The 25,545-nt window shown below is 42.3% G+C and carries 19 protein-coding genes and 3 tRNA genes; 2 read left to right on the plus strand and 20 right to left on the minus strand.

Features of this window, described 5'->3' with window-relative positions; genetic code table 11:
• Nucleotides 1-2 precede the first annotated feature (2 nt).
• The 15 genes from PSV17_RS02055 to PSV17_RS02125 form a co-directional block, all read right to left on the minus strand.
• Nucleotides 3-767, minus strand: a complete 765-nt coding sequence (locus PSV17_RS02055; protein WP_300479154.1) for a type II secretion system protein — start codon at nt 765-767, stop codon at nt 3-5.
• Complete coding sequence (locus tag PSV17_RS02060) at nt 764-2,509, minus strand: hypothetical protein (protein WP_300479157.1); 1,746 nt, start codon at nt 2,507-2,509, stop codon at nt 764-766. Before PSV17_RS02060 ends, PSV17_RS02055 begins: the two co-directional genes overlap by 4 nt.
• Nucleotides 2,510-2,584: 75 nt before the next feature.
• The gene (locus tag PSV17_RS02065) at nt 2,585-3,190 is read right to left on the minus strand and encodes a hypothetical protein (RefSeq protein ID WP_300479160.1); all 606 of its coding nucleotides are present in this window, start codon (nt 3,188-3,190) and stop codon (nt 2,585-2,587) included.
• Nucleotides 3,190-3,831 carry a hypothetical protein gene (locus PSV17_RS02070; protein WP_300479162.1) on the minus strand — a complete coding sequence of 214 codons (642 nt, stop codon included), beginning with the start codon at nt 3,829-3,831 and terminating at the stop codon, nt 3,190-3,192. Before PSV17_RS02070 ends, PSV17_RS02065 begins: the two co-directional genes overlap by 1 nt.
• Nucleotides 3,832-3,833: 2 nt before the next feature.
• Nucleotides 3,834-5,480, minus strand: coding sequence for a hypothetical protein (locus tag PSV17_RS02075; RefSeq protein WP_300479164.1), 1,647 nt, complete (start codon nt 5,478-5,480; stop codon nt 3,834-3,836).
• A 121-nt stretch (nt 5,481-5,601) separates the two neighbouring features.
• Nucleotides 5,602-6,807, minus strand: a complete 1,206-nt coding sequence (locus PSV17_RS02080; RefSeq protein ID WP_300479166.1) for a type II secretion system F family protein — start codon at nt 6,805-6,807, stop codon at nt 5,602-5,604.
• A 5-nt stretch (nt 6,808-6,812) separates the two neighbouring features.
• Nucleotides 6,813-8,519, minus strand: a complete 1,707-nt coding sequence (locus tag PSV17_RS02085; protein ID WP_300479168.1) for a GspE/PulE family protein — start codon at nt 8,517-8,519, stop codon at nt 6,813-6,815.
• A gap of 219 nt (nt 8,520-8,738) precedes the next feature.
• Nucleotides 8,739-10,268, minus strand: coding sequence for a hypothetical protein (locus PSV17_RS02090; RefSeq protein ID WP_300479171.1), 1,530 nt, complete (start codon nt 10,266-10,268; stop codon nt 8,739-8,741).
• An 8-nt stretch (nt 10,269-10,276) separates the two neighbouring features.
• Nucleotides 10,277-12,094, minus strand: coding sequence for a pilus (MSHA type) biogenesis protein MshL (gene mshL, locus PSV17_RS02095; protein ID WP_300479174.1), 1,818 nt, complete (start codon nt 12,092-12,094; stop codon nt 10,277-10,279).
• 155 nt (nt 12,095-12,249) lie between these two features.
• Nucleotides 12,250-13,716 (minus strand): AAA family ATPase, encoded by a 1,467-nt coding sequence (locus PSV17_RS02100; RefSeq protein WP_300479177.1) that lies wholly within the window; start codon nt 13,714-13,716, stop codon nt 12,250-12,252.
• Nucleotides 13,717-13,736: 20 nt separating this feature from the next.
• Entirely contained in the window at nt 13,737-15,170 is a 1,434-nt protein-coding gene (locus tag PSV17_RS02105) for a sigma-54 dependent transcriptional regulator (RefSeq protein WP_300479180.1), read from the minus strand.
• 154 nt (nt 15,171-15,324) lie between these two features.
• Nucleotides 15,325-16,338, minus strand: a complete 1,014-nt coding sequence (locus PSV17_RS02110) for a GGDEF domain-containing protein (RefSeq protein ID WP_300479182.1) — start codon at nt 16,336-16,338, stop codon at nt 15,325-15,327.
• A gap of 266 nt (nt 16,339-16,604) precedes the next feature.
• Nucleotides 16,605-16,680: transfer RNA gene (locus tag PSV17_RS02115), tRNA-His, on the minus strand.
• Between the two features lie 18 nt (nt 16,681-16,698).
• Nucleotides 16,699-16,775 (minus strand) — tRNA-Arg (locus PSV17_RS02120).
• Between the two features lie 97 nt (nt 16,776-16,872).
• Nucleotides 16,873-16,949, minus strand: a tRNA-Pro gene (locus PSV17_RS02125).
• Nucleotides 16,950-17,052: 103 nt separating this feature from the next.
• On the opposite strand from PSV17_RS02125, the gene folD reads away from it, so the two are divergent.
• Together folD and dksA are read left to right on the plus strand one after the other, a co-directional pair.
• On the plus strand, nt 17,053-17,913 hold the full coding sequence (gene folD, locus PSV17_RS02130; RefSeq protein ID WP_300479184.1) for a bifunctional methylenetetrahydrofolate dehydrogenase/methenyltetrahydrofolate cyclohydrolase FolD: 861 nt from the start codon (nt 17,053-17,055) through the stop codon (nt 17,911-17,913).
• 154 nt (nt 17,914-18,067) lie between these two features.
• On the plus strand, nt 18,068-18,490 hold the full coding sequence (dksA, locus tag PSV17_RS02135) for an RNA polymerase-binding protein DksA (protein ID WP_300479187.1): 423 nt from the start codon (nt 18,068-18,070) through the stop codon (nt 18,488-18,490).
• Between the two features lie 200 nt (nt 18,491-18,690).
• On the opposite strand, the gene pnp is transcribed toward dksA, so the two are convergent.
• The 5 genes from pnp to infB all read right to left on the minus strand — a co-directional run bounded on the left by pnp (nt 18,691) and on the right by infB (nt 25,458).
• Nucleotides 18,691-20,820 (minus strand): polyribonucleotide nucleotidyltransferase, encoded by a 2,130-nt coding sequence (gene pnp / locus PSV17_RS02140; RefSeq protein ID WP_300479190.1) that lies wholly within the window; start codon nt 20,818-20,820, stop codon nt 18,691-18,693.
• A gap of 202 nt (nt 20,821-21,022) precedes the next feature.
• Entirely contained in the window at nt 21,023-21,292 is a 270-nt protein-coding gene (gene rpsO, locus PSV17_RS02145; protein ID WP_300479193.1) for a 30S ribosomal protein S15, read from the minus strand.
• A 135-nt stretch (nt 21,293-21,427) separates the two neighbouring features.
• Nucleotides 21,428-22,336 (minus strand): tRNA pseudouridine(55) synthase TruB, encoded by a 909-nt coding sequence (truB, locus tag PSV17_RS02150; RefSeq protein WP_300479196.1) that lies wholly within the window; start codon nt 22,334-22,336, stop codon nt 21,428-21,430.
• A 33-nt stretch (nt 22,337-22,369) separates the two neighbouring features.
• Nucleotides 22,370-22,744: a 30S ribosome-binding factor RbfA gene (gene rbfA / locus PSV17_RS02155; protein WP_300479199.1), complete on the minus strand. Its 375-nt coding sequence runs from the start codon at nt 22,742-22,744 to the stop codon at nt 22,370-22,372.
• Nucleotides 22,744-25,458: a translation initiation factor IF-2 gene (gene infB, locus PSV17_RS02160; RefSeq protein ID WP_300479202.1), complete on the minus strand. Its 2,715-nt coding sequence runs from the start codon at nt 25,456-25,458 to the stop codon at nt 22,744-22,746. Before infB ends, rbfA begins: the two co-directional genes overlap by 1 nt.
• Nucleotides 25,459-25,545: the final 87 nt, after the last annotated feature.

Raw genomic sequence — 25,545 nt, forward strand, 5'->3', positions numbered from 1 at the left:
TATTAATGTAACTGACCTGCTTCAATCATGGCGTTATAGAGGACATAGGGGGAAATCCAAATGACCATATCGTCAAACTCATTTGATGGTGCGGCTGTAGCAGCTGTGGGACTACGACTATAAAACAACTTAGTTGTAGCGATTAAATTTGATGTTTCATCTACGCCTATACTTTGCCCAAAGTTCTTGCCTGTTGAAAAAATCACAGCAACTGCATTATTTGTTAGGTTCGTACCCGCGGTGCATTCTGTTGTAGTAATAGTGCCACAAATTACATTTAAATCTGGGGCAAGTGTAGTGATACCAACTGTGTTCATATCATTCACGGTAGTAAAGTCTGGTGTAGCAGACCCACCAACTCCAACTTGAGTTATAGCATATCTAATTCGATTATTCCAAGCATCTAAAGCGAAACCATTTGAGTCTGTTGGCTGTATGCCAAGCGTGGCTGCAGGTAAAAATCCAGCCGCTACAGTACACGTGCCAGTAATAGGAATTGGAGCTTCTAACCCTTTGCTACCCGCATCTGTATTACTCGATGCTGTTGCTGGGCATGGCAATCTTCCTTGAGATTGTGCATAACCTAACAATGCTTTTTTTGCCACTTCCAGTGTGTTTTCCGTTTGGGACTGGAACAACTGTTGACGCTGTACTTGTAATGGCATAAGTAAAGCACCAAGAACAAAGCCAAGAATAATTAACACTATGGCCATTTCTACCAAAGAAAAGCCTTGGGTTACTTTAATTAATTTGAGATTTCTGGTCACGGCATCACCACAAAAGTTTGGTCATTATAATTGCTTAGTCTTGGCTTAGTGTTCGCTTCAAACTTTGTATCTAAATTCGTATTTTCAAGACTGTCTAAATATTCTTTTACATCACAACCACTATGAGTCTGTGCTGCACCTTTTACTGCAAAAGGTGCACTAATAATTGGGGCTCCCGTTGCCGCAATCATGGCAGGCGAAGCTAGTTTATTTCCTACTGAAACATCAGGGCTATCACATGATTGTCCATAGGTGCAATTACTTGAAACTTGATAATAAAGATAGTCTTGCCATTTGTTCACGGTAAACCATGATGGTAGAGTCGAATTAGTAGCAACAGAATTAAAATCATCTGGTAGCGTTGCATATTGGTTAGAAAAATCTCCTACTGCAGCACTCGATGATGAGCATATTACTGAGTTGGCACCACATCTACAAATGCCATTGAAGGTATTAGCTTGCACTATAGCGGGTGTACCCATGGGATATTTAAAAGCTCCATTAAACACATAACTACCTGGCAAAGATCCCGTTGTCGAGCACCCGCTTAATGTACAAGTAAACTGATTTGTTCCAGTTGTATCACTACAACCACCAGAACTTGACGTTATTGCACAACTACAGGTTCCATCTGAGTTAGTTATCTGACATCCACTACCAGTTATTGTTGTAAATGTTCCACTTGTTCGTGTGAACTCTATACTTACAAAAGAGGACGCAGCACAAGTAGCACTGCTTGCGTTTGCGTTTGTATAAGTCACCGAACATGATGTAGTAGGCTGTGTAGCTGTTAGTATTGGTAAAAATCCATCATATTGGTTATTTTTTTGGTAATGTTCTATAAGACCCAGCAATGAAGCATAAGGGTAATAACCTGGCGGTGAAGTGATAGCCGTAGATTTTTTGTAATTTAGCAATTTTGTCTTTGCCTCTGCCGCAGCCCGACTAGACAACCCTGCCATTAATTCATCTATCGTGATGTATGCCAATTTATCATTAAAATAATAAGGCTTTACAAACCGCGTATCATTAACACCTACCATACGCTCGTCTAGCCCCATGACAAAGGCTTGGTCTGGTACAAGATAACTTGAGTTGCTATAAGTTGTACCACCTAATATAAAACTATCTAAGTATTGATTTGGACTTGGTGCAGCAGCGGACCTAGCCTGCTCGCCTATTGCATTTCCTGGTGCAATAATTACTGCGGCAACCCGATCTGAGATGACTTTACCCTCGCTATCCAATACCTTAAGCCAAGCATAAGAAGGAGAGTTAATAATATTCGGATTTATTACTGGGTCATTTGTTGGAGTCACTGGCAATGACTCATACTTATGCATTAGATTCCGGGAAACTGCATACCATAGTCTTTTACCTTGCGCGTCTATAAAGTCTTCACCTATTCCCACTTGTGGACTTACACATGGATTAGTTTGTCCAAACACAGGCATTTGCCCGATTAAAAAACTATAACTAAAAGTTGAAGCTGGGGAATTACAGTCACTATACCCATCATAATTTCCATCGCCATTCCTATCAGGAAACGGCATTTGACCAGGTCTTTTGCTATTTGAAACGGACCACGCAATTAAAGCTTTTTTAGCCTGACTAAGCGTTTGATACGTTTTTTCATCTTGCCTAGCCCTAGTTGCGTCTGCGTTGTATGTTTTCAATACAAATACAGCTACCCCTAGACCTAAAATAAATGCCATTAAAATTAGGGCTGCGCCTTTTTGCAAAGTCCACGCTTGGTTCAAACGAAACCTGTGCAATTTTGACAATGAATTGGATTGTTGTGCCATAGCAATTAAGCACTATTCTGCATTGTTACCTGATGTGCTTCGGCTAGAAGTTTCTGCGTCGTCTATAGTACCGCTTTGCTCTAGATTCAATCTCTTCGCCTTCTCTACAACTTGCATTTCATAAATTTTATTATTTTCTGGCTCGTACATTTGCCCTGCTTTTAGGCGTATTTGTTTGCCATTCGCTGGTATTTTTACATCAACGCCTTCAGTACTTGCGCCTTTTTTTGAGTACCCTTTTTGATTAAGCTTACCAATTTCTACACGGTCTACACTGCTATTTTCTTGCACGGCTTGGCCGTTAATCCATAGTGTATTGGCTGCGCCATCATTGCGTTTAACATAGCCTTGTAGCGTAATTGGATCTGGCAACTCTAGCGGTATTGTTTCAACCATCGCGGCTGTTTGTGGTGATTCTGCTGTGGTAGTGGTTTTTAATTTTTGATTTTGTCTAATCACATTCAGGTTACTTCGTTCATTGGGTTTGCTAAATAATCTGCCGAGTTGTTGATTGCTTTCAGTTGCTGTTTCCGCATGTAATTGTAACGACAACAAAGTGATATACATGCCTAGCAATAAGCTTGTGAATATTCTGCGTGATAATTGATGAGTAAGCATTAAGGTGGCGTTACTGAAAGTGCTGTTGTTTGAATTGGTGCTGGCTCGCGCAGCGTGAGCCAATCTAGTTCGCATTTTGCATGCAAGTTGGCAATGAGTTGGTTACTGAGCGCGCCGCCTGAATTTAATCGGGTAATTTCGCAATCGCGTAGCATAAAAACCTCTTCATTTTTCTTACCTAATGCTTCGGTTAATTGCAGTATATCTTCCTCATGCAGCATATCAAGGTCTAGCGTCATGATAGATCGATTCAATACAAATCCGCCAAGATTACTGGCAAAGCTTGGTTTATAGGGCTCTTGCAAGCCTATGCTATATTTAATACTAAACAATTTATTTAGCTGATGCTGCTTGCGTAGCTCGTCCACCCATTCTAATCTGCGTTCTTCGCCAACCAAGCCCTTATTAATCAGCGCCTGATATTGCGGCAAATATTCGGTCATCATTTGTTTTTCCACACCCGATGACTGGTAGCGTTGTCGTGCAGAGTTGAGCAGATTCTGCTGTTGTTGCAGGGCGTTTTCTTGCTCGCTAGTAAACTGTTGCGCTAATGCAAATAACGCGATAACCGCTATCACCACCACCACTAGCAATACAATAGGAACTTGCAATCTTTGCCAATCTTGCTTGTTAAGTTTCATGGCTATCTCGCTCCAGCCACATCTGTATTTAAAGATACATCAGGCGCTTTTAGTATCACTTTTAGCTTGAATAAAGCGGGTTGTGTTTGTGCAGTTTGCTCATCGGTAGTACTGCCTTGCAGGTTAACAAAAGAACTCACATTCACGGGCTCTTGTAGCACTTCTACCGCCGCAACGTTTTGATTAAGATTGAGCTTTTCTACAAATTTATGCACGCTATTTAACGCACTACGATAATCTCCCGTAAACCCTGAGATTTCTGCTGTGACATAGGCAAGTTCATATAGTTTGCTAGCATCGGCCGTAAACACAGGGTTAGTTGGCGTATTTGAAGTCGGCAAACTAATGAGTTTGTCGTCGTCTTTACTATTCATATCGTTAGTTAGCGCCCAGTGCAATCGGTCTAATTGCACTTCTGGCACTTGCTCTAGCGCATTGCTGACTACTTGCATCATGCGTCTTGGTGATTTGGGGTAAATCGAAATGGTTTTATCTAACTCCACTGCGGCTTTTAAGTCTTCTGCACTAATAGTAGTGGCTGGGAAATTTTTGGCAGCTTCGTCATAACGACGTTGCTGCAACACCGTATCTTGCGTCGCTTCTTTTAACGCAGTTTGATAGCTCATGCCCTGCATCAACATTGCACTAGTAGCAAATATGCCCAACATGCCCAGCAGCAATGCGGCTAGCTTGATATTGTGTTTTAATTTAGCAAAGTCATACTCTTTAGTCAGTGCTTCGACTGCAAGATTATCGACCACGTGACCACTAGCCAGCAAATGCATATGCAATAACTCAGGCATTTGCTCTATGAGTTTTGTGGGTAAATTTAAGCTTTTGGTGAGTTGGCTTAAATTAATATCTGAGCATTCAATACCTTGCTCTTGGCTAATCCCTTGACTGATATTTTGCGTAGAACCATCTATACTGGCTAACACTAAATTTAGCGGTGTTTCACGGGTAATAAAGCGCTGGCTAATTAAGTAAAGTCGCGTTTTTTCTGTTTCTACCAGATAAAAATAGCCTAATTGATTTGCCGCCGCTGGTACATTAGGCACCAGCCGACTCATACGGAGTCGGCCATTATGAAAATATGTTTGGCGTAAACCTGAAGATAACTTTTCGCATAATAAAATATGCGGTGCCATTAATTTTAACTGCCGCACCAATACTTGGCTAAGCATTGGTAGTAAATAAATACCTACCAATTGCACTTTTGCGGCTTGTATCAGATTGACCCATGTTTGCAAGAAGTCAGCATTGTTAAGCGCGACGAATAGGTACTTATCGTCCTTACGTTTAATCGTTTCACGATTCACAAAATGTGCGGTGCGGTAGTCTAAGCCGCGATAAAACTGGTTAAGTTTACGATTCACCAGTTCTTTTTTTGCTGCCCCAGTGGTATGCGGCACGCTCTCTAAACGGTAATCTTCTTCTACTGCATCTGCCATTAAGTAAATGGGAATGCTGCTATTTTGTTTCAGAAATTCAGCAAAGGCATCATGCCCAGCGTCATCATTATTAAAGACTTGGCTACCCTGCAGCTTTCCCGCACGCCAAAGGCCAGCTAGCAGGCTGTTGGAGGTAGCACATAATACTAATTTATTGGGGCGGCTAGTCATGACTTGAAAGGCCTTTTTTAAAACCATGACCATAAATGCAAATTTCTAAACCATGCAAGGCACATACAAAAAATTGCGACGCCGCATATGCCTGATATGTAAGGAGTAATTTTTTTTGTGTAACGCAGTGTGGTGACAAAAGTTGCATTTATATTTTGAGCTTACTAAATGAGTCGTAAACTGGCCCCAATACTGAATACATAATAAAGCCTAAGATTAAGCCCAGAAATACTGTGAGTGCTGGCTCTATCATTTTGAGTAGCTTATCCATAGAGTCATTCACATCGCGATCATAAAAATAGCTGATGTTAAGCAATGATTTATCTAATGCGCCAGTATTTTCACCCACTTTAATCATACGTACCACCAACTGCGGAAATAGCCCCGCATTGCGAAAGCTTTCAGACATAGATTCGCCTGAACTGATTTGCGCATGCACACGGCTAAGTGCGTCTGCTACCACACGATTGCCTACAATTTTTTCACTAATTTTAATTGCGTCTAAAATTGGAATGCCTGTTTGATACATCAACGCAAAATAGCGCGCAAATCGCGCCATAATAATTTTGTTTAAAATTGGCCCTGTATACGGCAGTTGTAGTTTTATCATATCAAACCGATAACGCGCTACGGGGTTGGTTTTAATAATGCTTGTAAGGACAATCACGACCAACACGGGCAGCCCAATCATCAGCCACCAATAGTTAACAAAAGCATCTGATAACGCAATTAAAAACCTAGTATTCATGGGCAGCTCTTGCCCCATATTTTTAAGAAATGACGCCATTTGTGGCACTAAGTAGCTCATTAAAAAGGCTACCGCGCCAAATACAACAACTGCAACAAAAGCTGGGTAAGCTAATAGTTTTTTGGTTTGCGACATTAACTCATCTTGCCAGCGCAGCGTATTGAACAAGTTATTAAATACCACTGGTAACTGACCAGTTTGCTCACCCGCACTCACCAAGTTAACGAACACTTCGCTAAAAACATTCGGGTGCTCAGCCAAGGCTTGCGAAAGCATTTTTCCGCCTTCAACCTCTGCGCTAATTGCACCTAATACTTTTTGAAAGTACGGATTATTACTGCTTTCTCGTAAATCAGTTAAACACTCTAACAGCGGCACACCTGCGCTGCTTAACTGCTCAATTTGAAAGCAAAACATTACTAAATCTTGATTGCTAACTTTGCTGCTATTCAACAAACTTGTCGATTTAGCGACCACGCGATAGGTGATCAAATCTAAACCCATACGCTCAAGGCGAATCTCTAAATCCACCTCGTTAAGCGCGTCTATCTGCCCCATCGCGGGGCGACCTAACTGATCAATCGCTTTGTAATTGAATGAAGGCATCAGCGTTATGAATTTAAACGGTTGGTTAAATCAATCACGCGCATCACTTCAGCCAAGCTGGTGTAGCCTTCTATAATGCGACGCACACCATCTTCTGCCAAGGTTACAAAGCCTTTATCCATCGCCATTTTTTGCAACTCATCCAAATGCGCGCGGCGTGAAATTAACGAGTCCATATCACTATCAATACGCAATAATTCCATAATCGCCATACGTCCGCGATAGCCCGTTTGATTACATTGCTTGCAGCCTTTGGGCTTGAATATTTTAGGTTTTTCGCTTGGTTTTAATCGCATAATTTTGCGCTGAAGGTCGTCCAGCTCATGCGGCTCTTTGCAATGTGGGCAAAGTATGCGCACCAAACGCTGAGCCACTACGCCGATAATATTGCCGGCCATGATGTCTGGCAAAATACCAATATCTGAAAGCCGTGGAAAAACGCCTAATGCGGAATTGGTATGCAAGGTGGTAAATACTTGGTGACCCGTCATGGCGGCACGAAAAGCCATGGTTGCGGTATCTTCATCGCGCACCTCACCCACCAGAATAATGTCTGGATCTTGACGCATAATCGAGCGAATACCATTCGCAAAATCGACTTTATTCACTTCAGCCACCGAGGTTTGGCGCATCATAGAAACGGGATATTCTACGGGGTCTTCCAACGTCATGATATTCACCGCTTCGGTATTGCGATATGACAACAGTGAATAGAGCGTAGTCGTTTTACCACTACCCGTAGGCCCTGTGACAATCACAATGCCCTCAGGGCGTGTCATCATCAGTCGCAATTCGTCTAGTGTATTGGGGCGCAAACCCATGCGTTCCATCGGAATGATTGATTTTTCTCTGTCCAGCACACGCAGTACGATATTCTCACCGTTAATTGTCGGGTGACTTGATACCCGAAAATCAATTGGACGACCACATAAATTCATGCTCAAACGACCATCTTGTGGCGCACGTGTTTCTGCAATATCTAAGCCACTGAGCACTTTTAGCCTAACGACCACGCCACCCCAATAGCTTTTATGCAAACTACGCACCTGGTGTAACACGCCGTCTATCCTGTAACGAATGCGTAAAAATGCATATTCTGGTTCAAAGTGAATATCCGATGCGCCACGCTTAACTGCATCCATCAACAATGCACCCACTAAACGTACTACGGGTTGCGTGTACTCATCGCCACCTGCGCTGAGGCTGTTGTAATCAATCTCGCCCGTTTCAATTTCATGCAAAATGCCATCAACAGAGAGTTCATAACCATAAAAATGGTCAATATATTCTTCAAGTTGCGCTTCGGCTGCGAGTAATGGGCGAATTTGAATGCGACCGCCAAGCATGGCGCGGAGCTGATCCAACGCCACCACGTTGAACATATCGGCCATAGCCACCACCAAAGTTTTAGTGGCGGCTTCATAAGCAATCGGTAGCAAATGATAGCGGCGGGAGAAATCTTGCGGCACTAAGTTAAGCGCATCGACATCCGCCACTATGGTAGCCAAATCGATACTCTCGAAACCGATGGTGTCAGCCACCACATCACGCACCATAATCTCTGTGACAAAACCCAATAGCACCAACTGCCGACCTAGTGGCAAATCGCTGTGTTCTTGCTCAGTAAGTGCGATACGCAGCTGATCAGGACTGATCAAGCCTTGTTGTACCATTAACTCACCTAAGCGAGGTTTGCGTCTTTGTTCAGCCATCTAGTAAGCCTGATTTACCATTTTTTGAAAACGCTCATACATAAAATTTACCATTACATTTCTACTTTTTCTAAGCATTCTTAGTTATAAATATTGTTAAATATTTAGCTCCCTCACCCTTAAAGAGAGAGGGCTGGGGAGAGAGTAAATTATTCAAAGTACTTAACACCTTACCCCCATCCTAACCTCCCCCTTAAAGTGGGAAGGAATATTTGCATATTATTGAAGCTCGCGAATTCTCGCCTCTAACTGCGCTCTATCTGGGCTTGTACCACCAGACTTATTCAACAAATCTAAAGCGCGCTGATACTGTTTTAAAGCCAAACTAGACTTACCCATTTGGTCTAAACTAATCGCCAAATTAAAGGCATAGTCGGCATTATTGGGCGCTAATCGACTGGCATTAAAATAAGCTTCTTGTGCAGAAGGCCACTGGTTTTGCTCTGCGTATAAATTGCCTAAAGCTGCATGTAAATTTGCGCCTTCAGGCTGTTGTGCAATCATGCTCTTAATACGGCTTTCTGTGCCAACCGAGTCTGTGTTAACTTGTCGGCTACTTACAACAGCCGTTTGTGCAATGCTGTTTCTAGGCTCTATTTCCAATACTTTTTGATACCAGCCTTGCGCATCCGCATCACGCCCTTGTCGCTGAGCAATTGCCGCCATGCCAAGTAAAGCATCCACATTACGGACATCGCGTTGTAATACTTGTCGATACTGCTTCTGTGCGTTGGCATCTTCACCACGTGTGTAAGCTTGGTAAGCAGCAAGCAGTGCCGGATCCACTCCCTGTGATTGCACCTTACTAATCAGCTTGAGTGGCCTTTGTTTATTATTGCTATCTGGCTCAGCATCGCTTGTATCTGCCGCATCATCATTTTTATTCGTTTTTTTAACCGATGACTTTTTCGGCTCGGCTTCAATCACATTTTCAACAACATTAGACTTTTCTGAAGGTTTACTTCTAAATGCTGCGGTTGCAGTTTTATTATCAAGATTAGCAACATCACTCACTTGATTTACGGTTTGACTCTCCTGAAGGGAAGCTACTGGAGCGGGTTGAGTGATTTCAGTGGGTGTTGGAGTAGTCATTGGTGACTGTGGTGCTACTTCTGCAACTTGTGGTTGCCTCGGCATGCTAGGTTTCAGCACTACAACATCAGGCGTAGTTAAGCGCTTAATGTAGTCATAGCCCTGTATACCTAGCAAAATCAACAATGCACCCACCACGCCTAAACTAATTAAGGCTAATTTTGAGCTGGGTGCTTTGACTTCTTTATTCGCAACAAATACCTTTGCAGCGGCCTTTTGATTCAACTCATCATTCACCATTTGCATGGTGGGGGTTGAGCTAGCAACAGCCGCCTTACTTTTAACACCCGAGGAGTGTAAAGTTTCTAGTGGAGTGCTTTGCAATGGTTTTGTTTCTACCGCAGACTTATTGGAAGTTTTTGCCGCAGATTTAGGCTTAGTATATTGCTTAGCCCCGAATGCTGCCCCCGTTAAGCCCGCCTCCTCCTCCAAAGAAAGATTCTGGTCTAGCGACACATTGACTGTTTTCACACTGGCCTCTAAAGCCTCAACTACTGGAACCTGTTCAGCAAGCTCGGTTTCCTGCACTTTGGAATCGATAGCCACTAGCTCAAGCGATAAAGCTTCATCAGCCACGTACGCACCCGTTTGCTTTTTGTCTTTATCCGCCTGCTTATTTTTTTCTAAATGATCTAATGCTTTAATGAGTAAACTCATATAAAAGTTTACCTTTCATTTTCGGCTTCGACTTCTGAAGCTCTTTCAATCGCTTGAATCGGCAGATATTGTTTGTAGCTAGCGAGTTCGTCACTTTCTAGGCTTGCATTTTGAATCACAGTAGGGCGTAAAAAAATTACTAATTCAGTTTTAAGATTAGAATCGTTTTTACCTTGAAAAAGTTTACCTACCACTGGCACTTTACTTAATCCAGGGACAGCATCTGTGTTGTTTTTGATTTCATCTTGCATGAGTCCACCAAGCACGGCGATATTTCCACTACTAATTTGAAGTAAAGACTCCATCTCTCGAGTCCTTATTTCCGGAATCCCTTGATTGGCTGGAATTTGAGGATTGGGATCTGGAACATATCTAATAAGACTTGTAATTGTAGGTCTTACATTAATGTTCACATTGCCCGTGTCGTTTATCTGCGGGGTAACGCTCATTACAACACCTACAGGCACTGTGTTAGGTGTAGTAGTAACAGATTGCAGATTGGTGCCTGCGACCCCACTTGCTGACTGTGATATCTGCGATTGAACAGTAAAGTAAACCAAATTATCAACCACCTTAAGCACTGCTGTTTGGTTATTTAAGACCATCAGTTTTGGACTAGATAAGACCTTAGTGTTTCCAAACTGCTCTAATAATTGAACTGAGCTTAATATGCCCCGTTTGCCATTGGTGTAGCCCGCAATAATGCCTGGACTACTCGAATCGCGCGTAATACTAGCTGCACTTACAACGGTTCCCACTTGAGGACCTAAGACTTGTGAAAATACAAATCCAGCGCTACCCAATTCACCAAGGCGACTCCAGTCTATGCCAGCCTTATAGCCATCACTTAAAGTAACCTCAACAATAGTGGCCTCAATAAGCACTTGTTTTTTAGCACTTCTCATTACCTTGTCAATAAATTCTTGGACTTTCTCGTGTTGTTTGTTCGTTGCTCTTACGTTAATAATTCCCGCCTCACGATTCACAATTACAGTACCGGCAAATAGCGTTTTGTATTCGTTCCGATCATCTTCTTTTTCACGCTTTGCCTCAGCAGTATTAGCTACATCGGTAGCTGAAATGTTACTAGAAACCCCTGCCCTTGATTTCTCGTTTGATTTACCTGTATTGTCAGTTCGGGCAATTAACACTTCTTTATCAGTTTCAGCCAATATATCTTTTAGATTTTTCTCTAAGGTTTCCCAGAAATGGCTCTTAGACTCACTAGTCACTGAAGTTCGAGAGCTATTATTTGCACCGTTGCCTGCGCTACTGCTTGCTGTCCCACTAGCGCCTGAAATTTGTGAAGTACTTGAAATTTGACCATCTGCTCCAATAAAGCCAGTCGTATCACGCGACATATTCACGTAATCAATTTTATAAGAGCGCAAAACGGGTTGATCTGGCGTAATTGTCAATACATCATGCTGAATTCTATAAGTCAAATCCACCTGCTTAGATAAGCGCTCTAGAATAGCGGGTAAGGTTTGATCTACCGCGTTCAGAGTGACGCGACCTTGAATTGATGGGTGAATATCGATATTGAGCTTGCTATCCCGCGCTATAGCGAACAGCACTTCTTTAACAGGTGTATCGTATACAACAATGCTATAAAGCTGTGCTTTTGCCCTTGGTTTTGGCGGGGGTAGATAGATGTTATTGGTGACAGGTTTCGGAATATTGCCTGTTGTGCCATTACCTGCATTATTATCACCCGCTTGCGCACCTGATTTTTGCGTGCTGGGATTTTGCCCATCAATATGACCATTTGAGGGCGTAATTTTAGATTGGTGCGCGCATGCAGACATGCCTAAAACAAGCATCATGCATAAATGCCCTAATATTTGTTTATTGTGTAGCACAGTCCCACCCCCAGCTTATTGCTTAAATTTTACTCTTTGTTACATTTTGCATAATAACTCAAAAAAAGCAAGATATATGAACAGAATATCAAATGTTTACAATAAGTTACGTACTGTATTTATTGCGTTTGATCAATATCCCGAATAATCCCTGCAAAAGTACGTAAGTAAGGCTTGTTATTTTTAATGGGTGAAGGCAGATTTTTCAGTGCCGCTAGCGCTTCGTCGCGCTCAGCAAACTCCCCATATAAAATCACAGTGTAGGTTTCACCATTTTGAGTTTTTCGGTATAAATATATATTATCTATTTCTAATTGCTGACTAATTCTTTGCAGCTCAGCTTTTAACAGGTCATCTTTCTTTTGTTCGCCGCCAAGCTTTGCGTCGGTTAATAGCGACTTAATTTGTAATGTGATGGTGTTGGGCGAAGCACTTAATAAATGGTTTCTAGTCATATTTAAACGCCTGTCTACCAGAGTTTTAATTTCTGTCATATTCACAGGCATGGCTAGCACGGGTGCGGAGGCAATAGTCGTGGCAGCTAAGGGCTCGACAATCACAATATCTGAGCTTGGGGCTGTGATGCTACTCACCACTGGCGTGGAAACAGTAGCAACTGGTGCTGCTATTTTGGACTGAGTGGCAACAACTAAATGATCAGCCGCTGAAAATTTTTGCTGAAGTTGATATTGCCACCATGCATAGCCCGTAGCTATTACCAAAATACCGATCAATAAACTCGCACCAATAAAGTATTGCTTGTAATCAGTTGCTCTACGACCAAACTCACTGTCTTGAATTGCTGCTTTCACATGTTTTGGAGTGACCTGATACACATTATCGGCATAAGCGGCTAACAGTGATTTATCCGCCAAGATATTTACACGCCGGACCAAACCTTCTGCTGAGCAAGACAGCTTTTTAATCGCAGCCTCTGTAAATAAATGTGGTCCATGATACCCAGCGGCACGTAGGCGCGAAATCAAATATTCGCCTATCTCTTTTGTACCTAACGGTTCTAAATGAAAGCTGTGCGTAATGCGTTCGCGCAACTGGCGAATATGCGTTTTACTCAAGTTAACTTCAAGCTCGGGCTGCCCAAACAACACTATTTGCAGTAGCTTATCTTGCTTGGTTTCTAAGTTGGATAGCAGTCGAATCTCCTCCAGCGTTGCCAGCGGCATACCTTGGGCTTCTTCAACGAAAATCACCACTTGCCGATCTTCTGCATGGCGATTGAGCAAATGTGCTTGCAGAAGTTGCATCACTTTTAGGCGATCAGCATTTTTAGGCACTTTGAGCTGCAGCTCAAAAGCAATCGCGTGCAACACGTCCTCAGGTGCTACGCTTGGGTTTGCTAGATAAATGCTTTCGATTTTCTCGGGCAATTTGGTTTGCAACATGCGGCAAAGCATCGTTTTGCCACTGCCGACTTCACCAACCACTTTAATGATGCCTTCACCGTTGGTGATGGCATAAACAAGCGCATCTAACACGGCGCCACGATTGCCGCCCGAAAAGAAAAAATCCGTATTCGGGGTGATTTTGAATGGCGGCTCTTTTAAGCCAAAGTGCGGGTAATACAAATGGTTTCCGTTGGTCTATTCTAGTTTTCGTCAGTGGTGCTCATGCGGCTATATAGCGTTGTGCGATTCACATTGAGCAACTTCGCCGCTTGGCTTAAATTGCCATGTGTCATTTGCATTGCCGCTTCTATGTAAGCCCGCTCCCAGCTTTTAAGTACCGAGTCTAAGCTAACATTGGCTTGACTCTGCAAATGACGTTGCGCTTGCGTGGTCATGCCAGCGGAATCGTTAATATTTAACACTTCTGAGCCTGACGCTGATGACTCGGGCTCAGATAAATCAAATTCGGCAACCAATTGAGTGGCATTGAGCGTTTTACCAGAGTATTTTGCAATTAAGCGAATCACAATGTTTCGAAGTTCGCGCACGTTGCCTGGGAATTTATAATCCAGCCAACGTGCTTTTGCAGCTTCATCTAACACAAATGGCGCTTGGCCAATTTGTTGTGCATAAAATTGGGTAAAATGTTCACGCAGCAAATGCTTATCATCCCCCAAATCTCTGACAGGCGGCACATGAACCGCAAACACACTTAAACGATGATATAAATCAGACCTGAATTTACCTGCGCGCACTTCAGCCCGTAAGTCACGGTTAGTAGCTGCAACAATGCGCGCCTGACTCTTACGTGTTTGTGTTTCACCTATACGCTGATATTCGCCATTTTCAAGTACACGCAGTAGTTTAGCCTGCAACTCTAGTGGCAATTCGCCAATTTCATCTAAGAAAAGCGTCCCTTCACTAGCATCTTCAAAATAGCCAGCATGTGCCGCAATAGCACCAGTAAATGCGCCTTTGGTATGCCCAAATAATATAGATTCAGCTAATAGTGGTGAGATTGCAGCGCAATTGACTGACAAATAAGGATGCAGCACACGTTTGCTTGCGTGATGAAAGCTACCTGCAACCAGCTCTTTACCACTGCCAGATTCACCTTCAATCAAAACTGGGAAAGGCGAGTCAGCAAATTGTGTAATTTGTGTGCGCAATGCTTGCATAGGCAAACTATTGCCTAATAGGCCATCGAACTCAAGCTCCGCCTTAACTTCATTGAGCTCAACGTCTTGCACCTTGAGCGATTGAAGCAGCATATCTTTAAGCTTTTCAACATCGCAAGGTTTAGCAATAAAATCTACTGCACCTAAAGTTAAGGCACGTTTGACATTAGCATCGTCACTTTGACCAGAGAGCACATGGATTTTAATCGTAGGTGAATGCGCTAACAGTGCGCTTATGACTTTAAAACCTTCTTCAGGTGTATGTGGTGAAGGTGGCAATCCCAAATCAACTAATGCCAAGGCTGGCATATCATCTTGCTGCTGAAGTAAACTTTTTAATTGTGCATAAGACTCTGCCACACACACTTCAAAGTGCTTACTCAAGACGAAATGCAGCGTATCCGTAATTAAAGGATCATCATCAATAATCATTAACACTGGACGAAGTGCCACCATCAATTTAAACCTTTATATAAATTTAACAACTTCAATAACCAATACCACTATAGCCTGAAAGGCCATATGTATCAATTATTTTGCCATATGAATATTAATATATTAGTGGAGGTGGAGCGTTAAAGGCAAAGCGTATAAGCCAGTTTGTGTTGGATTAAAAGAGCTCTATATCAGTCTCTTTTGTATTTTCTTGTAAAGAACCATCGGCTATTAGCTGTTCGTAAAAACAGATTTTGTTTCGCCCATTATTCTTAGCAAAATATAATGCCAAATCAGCGTGGTCGATTAAGAGGCTCGAAAGATCATATGCATAAATCTCTGTATACCCTATACTGACAGTCATTTTTCCAACTTGAGGGAAGTTAAATTGACCCACTTTTTCTCTAAATCGATTCAGGATATGGGATATATCCTCATAGCTTGAGCATTCAAATATACCGACGAACTCCTCACCCCCAAAGCGAAAAATTAAATCAGTATTTCTGAAGGTTTGTGTCATTAATTGAGAAAATAAAAGCAATACCTCATCACCAATCAAGTGACCAAACTCATCATTCACTCTTTTAAAATGATCAATATCAAAAATCGCCAAAAAATACACTTGATTAGCTTTTTCATTATTGAGTCTTGCTAGCTCTTGTATCTGTAGCAAAATCTTATTTATTTTGTAATCAAAAGTTTTACGGTTAAGCAAGCCAGTTAAAGTATCACGCTCATTATCATTAATAAGCCTCGAGAAGTTTTGATATATTTTTAACAATGAGGTGATAACCTCATGTAATTGAGATTCACACACCATTGCCTCAATCGCAATAATTGCTATCGTATGTTCTTTTGCATTCTTAATCGGATATAGACTGACATGAGATTCACTATCTTGCTCATATGTGCTATATCTTCCCGATTTAAAACAATCAATTAGCAATTGTTTAAATGGTAATGAGAAATTACACTGCTCCGCACTTTTTCCAATAATAATGGATGGGGAAAGCTGCTTTCTAGTATCGTCGGGATGAAAAATAATAACGTATTTAGCGTGACTGTCAGCAGAAGCATTCACCAATTCAAACAGCGCTTCCGCCAAGGATTGCTCAAGCGCCAAAACATCACGCTCGCTTGTAAGAGTAATAAGCTTATTTAAAACTGAAGGCGTATCGACTGTATTCAAAATGAACGGTTAATTCGATTTAGATTCCTTATACTAATTCTAAATTGAACTCTTGGGTTATTAATGGATTTTGAATATTACAGCAAATTTAGCTAATGCAATTAAATAGAGACGTTGCGAATTACCGCTTAATTCTGCACTTCAATCAGAATAGCTAACTAAATAATCTTTAAATGATGTGATTTAAAATTACCAGAATATGCATTATATGCAATGCAATAACAATAACAATGACAATGACAAAGCTGTGGATTAGTTTAAAAAGATGGGGTGGCTGATGGGGCTCGAACCCACGACAACAGGAATCACAATCCTGGACTCTACCAACTGAGCTACAGCCACCATAGAGACTTTAAGTACTGGTCTGCCCGACAGGAATCGAACCTGTAACCCCCAGCTTAGAAGGCTGGTGCTCTATCCGGTTGAGCTACGGGCAGATTTTGGTTACAAGGCTTTATATTTGCATATAAAGCTTCGGGCTGACTTTTATTTTGACTTGCCGAGTCTGATTAAAAAATTCAACAAGTTAAAATTTGGTCGGCGTGGAGAGATTCGAACTCCCGACATCCTGCTCCCAAAGCAGGCGCGCTACCAGGCTACGCTACACGCCGAAGGGCAGAAATATACTGCAAACTAGGCTGTAGGTCAAATCTATTATGATAAAATGTTACTTTATTTTTAATGCCGCTTAAAAAGTAAGCAAAATAAACTCTAATGACCGCTCAAATAATTGATGGCAAAGCCATTGCTGAAAATCTTTTAAACTCGATTAAAGAACGCATCAATAATCGCCTACAAGCTAACAAACGAGCGCCTGGTTTGGCTGTGATCGTTTTAGGTGCAGACCCAGCATCTAGCATCTATGTACGCAACAAACGTTTGGCTTGTGAAAAGGTCGGCATTCGCTCAATTGCTTACGACCTACCAGACTCAACCTCTGAAGCTGAGCTACTTACGTTGATTGAGCAATTGAATCAAGACGATAGCATTGACGGCATTCTTGTACAGGCGCCATTGCCGCCTCAAATTAAAGATGAACATGTTATTGAATGCATTAGCCCCAATAAAGATGTAGACGGATTTCACCCATACAACATTGGCAGATTGGCTGTTCGCCAGCCTACATTACGCTCTTGTACGCCTTTTGGCGTAATTAAAATGCTACAGGCTAGCAATATTGAGTTGATGGGTTTGGATGCGCTCGTTATAGGCGTATCAAACCATGTGGGTCGACCAATGGCATTAGAGTTGTTACTTGCTGGTTGCACAGTGACGAGCTGCCATCGACACACTAAAGATTTGGCTAAAATGGTTCAGCAAGCTGATTTAATCGTGGCTGCCGCTGGAAAGCCTGGATTGATACAAGGTGAATGGATCAAACCCGGCGCCATTGTTATTGATATTGGCATTAACAGACTTGCTGATGGCAGCATTTCTGGTGACGTTGACTTTAAAGCGGCGAAAGAGCGTGCTGGCTATATTTCACCTGTACCGGGTGGCGTTGGTCCAATGACGGTTGCTACTTTGATGGAAAATACATTACTAGCGCTAGAGTTAAATGAAGCAAAACTTTGAATGCCTTGTTTTAAAGTTATTTTGCCAATAATTCAATGAATTAGACTAATTTTGCATGAAAGCTAGTTTCAGTGTACACTCACGCGCTTAATTTTATAAATAATTCTTAGGTAGTTTTCTTAAGCAACTCTTTTTAAGTTTTTTGAGGCACACCATGGCAGAAGTTATTACCAAACCTTTTACCCCTTACCAGCCAAAGGCTGACGAACAGTATATGAGCAAAGCACAGCTCAATCACTTTCGTAAGATTTTGAATGACTGGAAAGCAGAGCTAAGCCAAGAACTTGATCGCACCGTGCATACCATGCAAGATGAAGTCACGATGTTTGCGGATCCTAACGACCGCGCAAGTCAAGAGTCAGACATGACTTTAGAACTGCGCAACCGAGACCGTGAACGTAAGCTTATCAAGAAAATTGACGAGACTTTACGCAATATTGATAGCGATGAATATGGTTACTGCGAAGGCTGCGGCATTGAAATCGGTCTGAAACGTCTTGAGGCACGCCCTACGGCTACACTTTGCATTGACTGCAAAACGCTAGATGAAATGCGTGAGAAACAAGTAGCCAAGTAATTAATTTGCGAAAGTTTATTTTCATAACAAAAGCCCGATTAATCGGGCTTTTGTTATTTTAAATGTACACACTTCATTGAAAGCACTTTCCTCATGTCAATATTCTTAAGGTTCGCAGTGCATGTGTTTTATGGTTTATAAAGTTTAGCCACACAGCAAAAAGCCCGCTTCCGCGGGCTTTTTGTTAGACATTAACTGACTTATTCGTCTGCTTCTGACTCAGATTTTGCTTCTGTAGCTGGTGCTTCAATCAAGGCTTTCATACTTAAACGCACGCGACCTTTTTCATCTGCCTCAACTACTTTAACTTTAACAACATCACCCTCTTTTAAGAAGTCACTAACCGCATTCACACGTTGATGTGCAATTTGTGAAATATGCAATAAGCCATCTTTACCTGGAATTAGTGACACAATCGCACCGAAATCAAGTAATTTAAGCACAGTGCCTTCGTACACATTGCCAATTTCAACTTCTGCAGTAATCTCAGCAATGCGACGTTGCGCTTCAGCACCTTGCTCTGAACTTGTACATGCAATTTTCACTGTACCGTCTTCAGTAATATCAATGCTTGTGCCAGTTTCTTCAGTTAGCGCACGAATCACAGCGCCGCCTTTACCAATCACATCACGGATTTTTTCAGGATTAATTTTCATCACGATAATGCGTGGTGCAAACGCTGACATTTCAGTGTTTGCACTGCTCATTGCAGTTTTCATGATACCTAAAATATGTGCACGGCCTTCTTTAGCTTGCGCTAGAGCTACTTGCATAATTTGTGAAGTGATACCTGTGATTTTGATGTCCATTTGTAGCGCAGTAATACCATCTTCTGTACCTGCTACTTTAAAGTCCATATCACCAAGATGATCTTCGTCACCTAAAATATCGGTTAACACCGCAACGCGGTTGCCTTCTTTAATCAAGCCCATGGCAATACCAGCCACCAATGATTTCATTGGTACGCCAGCATCCATTAACGCTAAACAGCCGCCACAAACAGACGCCATTGAGCTAGAACCGTTTGATTCTGTAATTTCAGACACTACACGCATGGTGTAATCAAAATCCGCTTGATCTGGCAATGCTGCGATTAATGAACGTTTTGCTAAACGACCATGACCAATTTCACGACGTTTTGGCGTACCTACACGGCCTGTTTCACCAGTTGCGTACGGAGGCATGTTGTAATGCAACATAAAGCGATCTTTAAATTCGCCTTGTAGCGCATCAATCACTTGCTCATCACGGCCGGTACCAAGCGTTGCAACCACCAAAGCTTGCGTTTCACCACGAGTGAATAGCGCAGAACCATGTGTACGTGGCAATACGCCTGTACGGATGCTGATTGGACGCACTGTGCGTGTATCACGACCATCAATACGTGGCTCGCCATTTAAGATTTGGCTACGTACTGTTTTTGCTTCTAAATTAAAGATTTCATTCTTAATTTTGTTAGCTTCTGTTGTTGAAGTTTCTTCAGTAATCAACTCACCCAATACGCGGCTAGTAATTTCTGATAATTTAGCTGAACGCGCACCTTTTGCTTTGATTTGGAATGCAGCATTAATATCTGCAGCAGCTAAATCAGCCACTTTTGCGATTAACGCTGTATCTGGTTCTGGAGCAACCCAGTCCCAAGCATCTTTACCAGCTTCAGCAGCTAGTTCAGCAATCATTTTGATTACCGCTTGCATTTGCTCGTGACCGAACACCACAGCGCCCAACATCACTTCTTCTGAAAGTTCTTTAGCTTCAGATTCAACCATCATTACGGCTGTTTCAGTTGCAGCAACCACTAAATCAAGCTCTGTTTCTTCTAACTGAGCTTTAGTTGGGTTTAACACATATTCTTCATTAATATAACCAACACGTGCCGCACCTAGTGGTCCAAAGAATGGAATACCTGATAATGACATAGCCGCAGAAGCACCGATAATTGCAGGAATATCTGCATCGATTTCTGGATCTGATGACATTACAGTCGCCACCACTTGCACTTCGTTGTAGAACGCTTCTGGGAATAATGGGCGTAATGGGCGATCGATTAAACGGCTTGTCAGTGTTTCTTTTTCTGAAGGACGGCCTTCGCGTTTGAAAAAGCCACCTGGGATTTTACCTGCAGCATAAGTTTTTTCCATGTAATCCACTGTTAATGGGAAAAAATCTTGGCCGGCTTTTACTTCTGATTTACTAGTAACGGCTACCAATACCACTGTATCGCCGTAGCTCACCAACACAGCTGCGTCGGCTTGACGTGAGATTTCACCTGTTTCAAGAGTGAGCGTATGCGCACCGTATTGAATACTTTTAGTTACTTTATTAAACATTATTTTTCCTTTGTCTTTTCAATAAGCGCTTATTCACTACCCAATAAACGCTGGTTTTTCTTACACAATTTAAAATTTACAGTGATATTTCTCAGCCTACAACTTACAGCCATTAAAAAAGCCGACGCATATCACCATGCAATCGGCTTTCTACAATTATAAAAGCGAGTTCAATATTAACAAGAAGTCACTTTTATAAAAATTACTTACGTAAGCTTAAACGCGCAATCAAATCTTGATAACGAGCTACATCTTTACGTTTTAGGTAATCTAATAAACTACGGCGTTGACTTACTAAAGCTAACAAACCACGACGTGAGTGGTTATCTTTTTTGTTAGATTTAAAATGCTCTGTTAAATAAGTAATACGGTTAGTTAAAAGTGCAACTTGCACTTCTGGGCTAGCGGTATCATTTGGAGCGCGTTGATATTCTTTAACGATTTTTGCAGTATCTAAAGCTGTAGTAGCCATTTTTTTTCCTAATAATTAGCGTCAATGCAAAAGTAGAAAACCCACTAAAGCATTCATTTACAAAATGAACTGAGCATTCTAAAGATAAATCTATGATTTATCAAGTAGTTTTGTATATTTAAGCAAACTGCCCGCTTAACTTTCCATTTGCCGAATGAGGCGTTTTGGTGCAATTTTGCCGTCAGCTGCTAACTCACCTAAGCCTAAGAAAACTTGCTGTTCGGTATAGAGCCGCATCAACCCTTGAGGAATCACACCACTTTTCCAAACTGGCTGCCCTTGTTGCAAATAAAAGCTACTGTCATCATCCATAACCATCGCTGGCAAGTGCAGGACAGCACTATCTTCTGGCATCAGCGCCGCTTCTCTTTGCTCTGGCGTCATGGCTTCTAGCTGTTCTAGCGTAATGGTTTGGGCGATTTGATAGTTTGCAGTTGCTGTTCTGCGCAAGCCAATGAGATGTGCACCACAGTTAAGCACCTTGCCTATATCTTCGGCCAGTGTGCGAATATAAGTGCCTTTTGAACAAGTGACAGTAATCGTTGCAACATCTTGTTCCAATGAGTTAACAGCAAGTTGATAAATGGTAATCTGGCGTGATTTACGCTCAATTTCAATGCCAGCACGCGCATATTCATACATCGCTTTGCCTTCATGCTTTAAGGCGGAATACATGGGAGGTACTTGAGTGATTTCACCGATGAATTGCAAACAGGCCGCTTCGAATTGCTCGCGGCTAACATTCACCTCGCGCCGCTCTAGCACTTCACCTTCAGCATCGCCGGTATTGGTTGTTTCACCCAATTTCATTGTGGCTACATAGGTTTTATCTGCATCAGTCAGATAATGGGCGAATTTTGTGGCTTCACCAAAACAAAGTGGTAACAAGCCGGTCGCTAACGGGTCTAGCGTGCCAGTGTGCCCCGCTTTTGCGGCTTGATAGAGCCATTTCGCTTTTTGTAATGCTTGGTTGCTAGAAAAACCAATCGGCTTATCTAGTAACAGCACGCCGTTAACATTTCGTTTTGTTCTTTTAAACTGCAAGAATCTGGCCTTCGCTGGCTAGCGTGTTTAGAATTATTCTTTGTCTTTTTCTGGGACGTTATCTGGATTGGTCGCAAGCGCCTCATCAATCAATTTAGACATCATCATGCCATTATCAATTGAAGCATCATAGACAAAATGTAACTGCGGAACCGTACGAAGTAGCATGCGTTTAGCCACTTGTGTTCTTAAAAAGCCAGCTGACTTTTCTAGACCTTGTTGCAGACTATCACTGGCTTTACTGGCGCTATAAAAAATCTTTGCATGTGCCATATCACCAGTGACTTCCACTGCGGTGATTGTGACCATTTTCACACGTGGATCTTTTACTTCAAATTGCAGCAAATCAGCGAGTTCACGCTGCATTTGCTCGGCAACTCGGTGGCTTCTTGAGAAATCCTTAGCCATTATAGCGTTCTAGCCACTTCAACGATTTCATAAACTTCCAAGATATCACCCACTTCAATATCATTAAAGTTTTTCAATGACAAGCCACACTCAAAGTTGTTTTTAACTTCTTTAACGTCATCTTTAAAGCGTTTGAGTGAATCTAGCTCGCCAGTGTGAATAATTACGTTACTACGTAATACACGCACTCTTGAGGTACGTTTAATCATACCATCTTGTACGTAACAACCAGCAATAGCGCCAACTTTAGAGATACGGAACACTTCACGAATCTCTACAGTACCAATCATGCTTTCACGTTGCTCTGGCGCTAACATACCACCAAGCGCAGCTTTAATTTCGTCCACTGCTTCGTAGATAATATTGTAGTAACGCACATCAATGCCAAGCGATTCAATCAATTTACGTGCACCTGAATCTGCACGAACATTAAAGCCAATCAATACGGCTTTTGATGCGGCAGCCAAGTTAACATCTGACTCACTAATTGCACCTACGCCAGTGTGAATTATATTAACGCGCACTTCAGAAGTAGAAAGTTTTTGTAAGCTTGTTGCTAAGGCTTCGTATGAACCTTGTACATCAGATTTAATAATCAAGCCAAGAGTTTGCAAGTTGCCATCGCCCATTTGCTCGAACATATTTTCAAGTTTAGCGGCTTGTTGTTTAGCTAATTTCACATCACGGAATTTACCTTGACGGAAGTTGGCGATTTCACGCGCTTTACGCTCATCATTCAACACAATCATTTCTTCACCAGCACTTGGCACGTCTGACAGACCTTGAATTTCCACTGGCATTGATGGGCCAGCTTCCTGAATGTCATTACCAGACTCATCCAACATCGCACGTACTTTACCAAAGGTAGTACCAGCCAACACCATATCACCGCGTCTAAGCGTACCAGAAGTCACTAAGATAGTCGCCACTGAACCGCGGCCTTTATCTAGGCGACCTTCAATCACCAAACCTTTAGCTGGCGTGTTTTTAGGGGCTTGCAATTCTAGAACTTCAGCTTGAAGAAGCACAGCTTCTAATAATTCATCAATACCTTTACCCGTTTTGGCAGAAACTTCTCTAAACATCACTTCGCCACCAAAATCTTCTGGCACCACTTCTTGTGCTACTAACTCCATCTTAACGCGCTCTGGCTCTGCACCAGGTTTGTCAATTTTGTTGATCGCAACCACCAATGGCACACCTGCCGCTTTTGCATGATGAATCGCTTCTATGGTTTGTGGCATAACACCATCATCTGCAGAAACAACTAGAATCACTACATCGGTCGCTTTTGCACCGCGAGCACGCATCGCCGTAAACGCTTCATGACCTGGGGTATCTAAGAAAGTCACCATACCGCGCGGCGTTTCTACATGGTAAGCGCCAATATGTTGCGTAATTCCGCCTGCCTCGCCTGAAGCCACACGGCTACGACGAATATAATCGAGCAATGAAGTTTTACCGTGATCCACGTGGCCCATTACAGTCACTACAGGTGGACGTGTTTCCATCACCGCAGTTGCATGCTCAGCTTCTTCAACAAATGTATCTGGATCATTTGGCGCTGCAGCAGCGGCTTTATGGCCCATTTCTTCCACAATGATAATCGCTGTTTCTTGGTCTAGGACTTGGTTAATGGTCACCATCATGCCCATGCCCATCAGCGTTTTAATTACTTCACCTGACTTAACCGCCATTTTGTGCGCTAATTCAGCCACCGTAATGGTTTCTGGTACTAGCACTTCATAAATAATCGCTTCGGTTGGCGCTGTAAATCCATGCTGCGCATCATCATCTTGATGTCTATTTTTGCCTTTAGGTGCGCGCCAACCTGGTTTACCCGCAGTGGTATCACCGCGTGTTTTTAGACCGCGCTTTTTATTCTCAGCGTCTGTCCATTCTTTGTTATTGCCCTTACCTTTTTTCACTTCCTTTACAGCGGCTGGCTTAGCTGCGCCTTCTTTGGCCACTGGCTTATGCAATGTGCCTTCAGATAATTTTGCTGCCTTTACTTTTGCCGCTTCGGCTTCTGCTAGCTTTCTAGCCTCTTCATCTATACGACGTTGCGCCATTTCAGCTTTTTTGCGTTTATCTTCAGCTTGAATAGCTGCCAAAGCTGAGTGACGTCTAGCTTCATTTTCACGTAAAGCAATTTCATCTGCGCCTAACAAGTCTTTACGGCTAATAGTCTTTATCACAGGCTCTACGATTACTGGTTTTTCAATCACAGGCTCAGGCTCTGGAGCAACTTCAACGGCAGCTACAACAACCTCCTCTACAACCTCTTCTACGACAGGAGCAACCACTTCAACAACAGGCTCTTCAACTACTTCAACAGGTGCAATGACTTCAACTATAGCTTCTGGCGCTTGCTCTTCGACTACTGTTTCTTCTGCCTGCACAGCCAATTCAGACTCATCGTGTTGCTCAATCACGCGTTTTTTACGCACTTCTACTTGAATTGTGCGCGCTCTACCCGTGTTATCTGTTTTCTTAATCTCTGTACTGGATTTACGCGTTAAAGTAATTTTATTTTTCGGCGCAAGCGTACCGTGCTCTTTACGCAGGTGATCCAACAGCGCTGTTTTATCATCTTCAGTTAGATAATCTTCTGCCGCTGATTTTTTTACACCTGCGCTATTGAGCTGTTCTAATAACAACGTCGTTGGCAGCTTTAATTCGCCAGCAAATTGTTCTACGGTTGTTTGTGCCATCTTCTTACTCCAGTATTCTTGCCTAAGCTTTATTGCCTAGTTTCACTACAATTTCTTTATTAATTGCTTTGCTTAATTAAACCCAAC

The organism is Methylotenera sp., from assembly GCF_029946165.1.
Taxonomy (GTDB): domain Bacteria; phylum Pseudomonadota; class Gammaproteobacteria; order Burkholderiales; family Methylophilaceae; genus Methylotenera.

What these genes read in the sequence shown, in the direction of transcription:
- PSV17_RS02065 (WP_300479160.1), bottom strand. Translation starts at nt 3,190, where the DNA reads ATGCTTACTCATCAATTATCACGCAGAATATTCACAAGCTTATTGCTA.
- PSV17_RS02070 (WP_300479162.1), bottom strand. Translation starts at nt 3,831, where the DNA reads ATGAAACTTAACAAGCAAGATTGGCAAAGATTGCAAGTTCCTATTGTA.
- PSV17_RS02075 (WP_300479164.1), bottom strand. Translation starts at nt 5,480, where the DNA reads ATGGTTTTAAAAAAGGCCTTTCAAGTCATGACTAGCCGCCCCAATAAA.
- PSV17_RS02080 (WP_300479166.1), bottom strand. Translation starts at nt 6,807, where the DNA reads ATGCCTTCATTCAATTACAAAGCGATTGATCAGTTAGGTCGCCCCGCG.
- PSV17_RS02085 (WP_300479168.1), bottom strand. Translation starts at nt 8,519, where the DNA reads ATGGCTGAACAAAGACGCAAACCTCGCTTAGGTGAGTTAATGGTACAA.
- PSV17_RS02090 (WP_300479171.1), bottom strand. Translation starts at nt 10,268, where the DNA reads ATGAGTTTACTCATTAAAGCATTAGATCATTTAGAAAAAAATAAGCAG.
- mshL (WP_300479174.1), bottom strand. Translation starts at nt 12,094, where the DNA reads ATGATGCTTGTTTTAGGCATGTCTGCATGCGCGCACCAATCTAAAATT.
- PSV17_RS02105 (WP_300479180.1), bottom strand. Translation starts at nt 15,170, where the DNA reads ATGGTGGCACTTCGTCCAGTGTTAATGATTATTGATGATGATCCTTTA.
- folD (WP_300479184.1), top strand. Translation starts at nt 17,053, where the DNA reads ATGACCGCTCAAATAATTGATGGCAAAGCCATTGCTGAAAATCTTTTA.
- dksA (WP_300479187.1), top strand. Translation starts at nt 18,068, where the DNA reads ATGGCAGAAGTTATTACCAAACCTTTTACCCCTTACCAGCCAAAGGCT.
- pnp (WP_300479190.1), bottom strand. Translation starts at nt 20,820, where the DNA reads ATGTTTAATAAAGTAACTAAAAGTATTCAATACGGTGCGCATACGCTC.
- rpsO (WP_300479193.1), bottom strand. Translation starts at nt 21,292, where the DNA reads ATGGCTACTACAGCTTTAGATACTGCAAAAATCGTTAAAGAATATCAA.
- rbfA (WP_300479199.1), bottom strand. Translation starts at nt 22,744, where the DNA reads ATGGCTAAGGATTTCTCAAGAAGCCACCGAGTTGCCGAGCAAATGCAG.
- infB (WP_300479202.1), bottom strand. Translation starts at nt 25,458, where the DNA reads ATGGCACAAACAACCGTAGAACAATTTGCTGGCGAATTAAAGCTGCCA.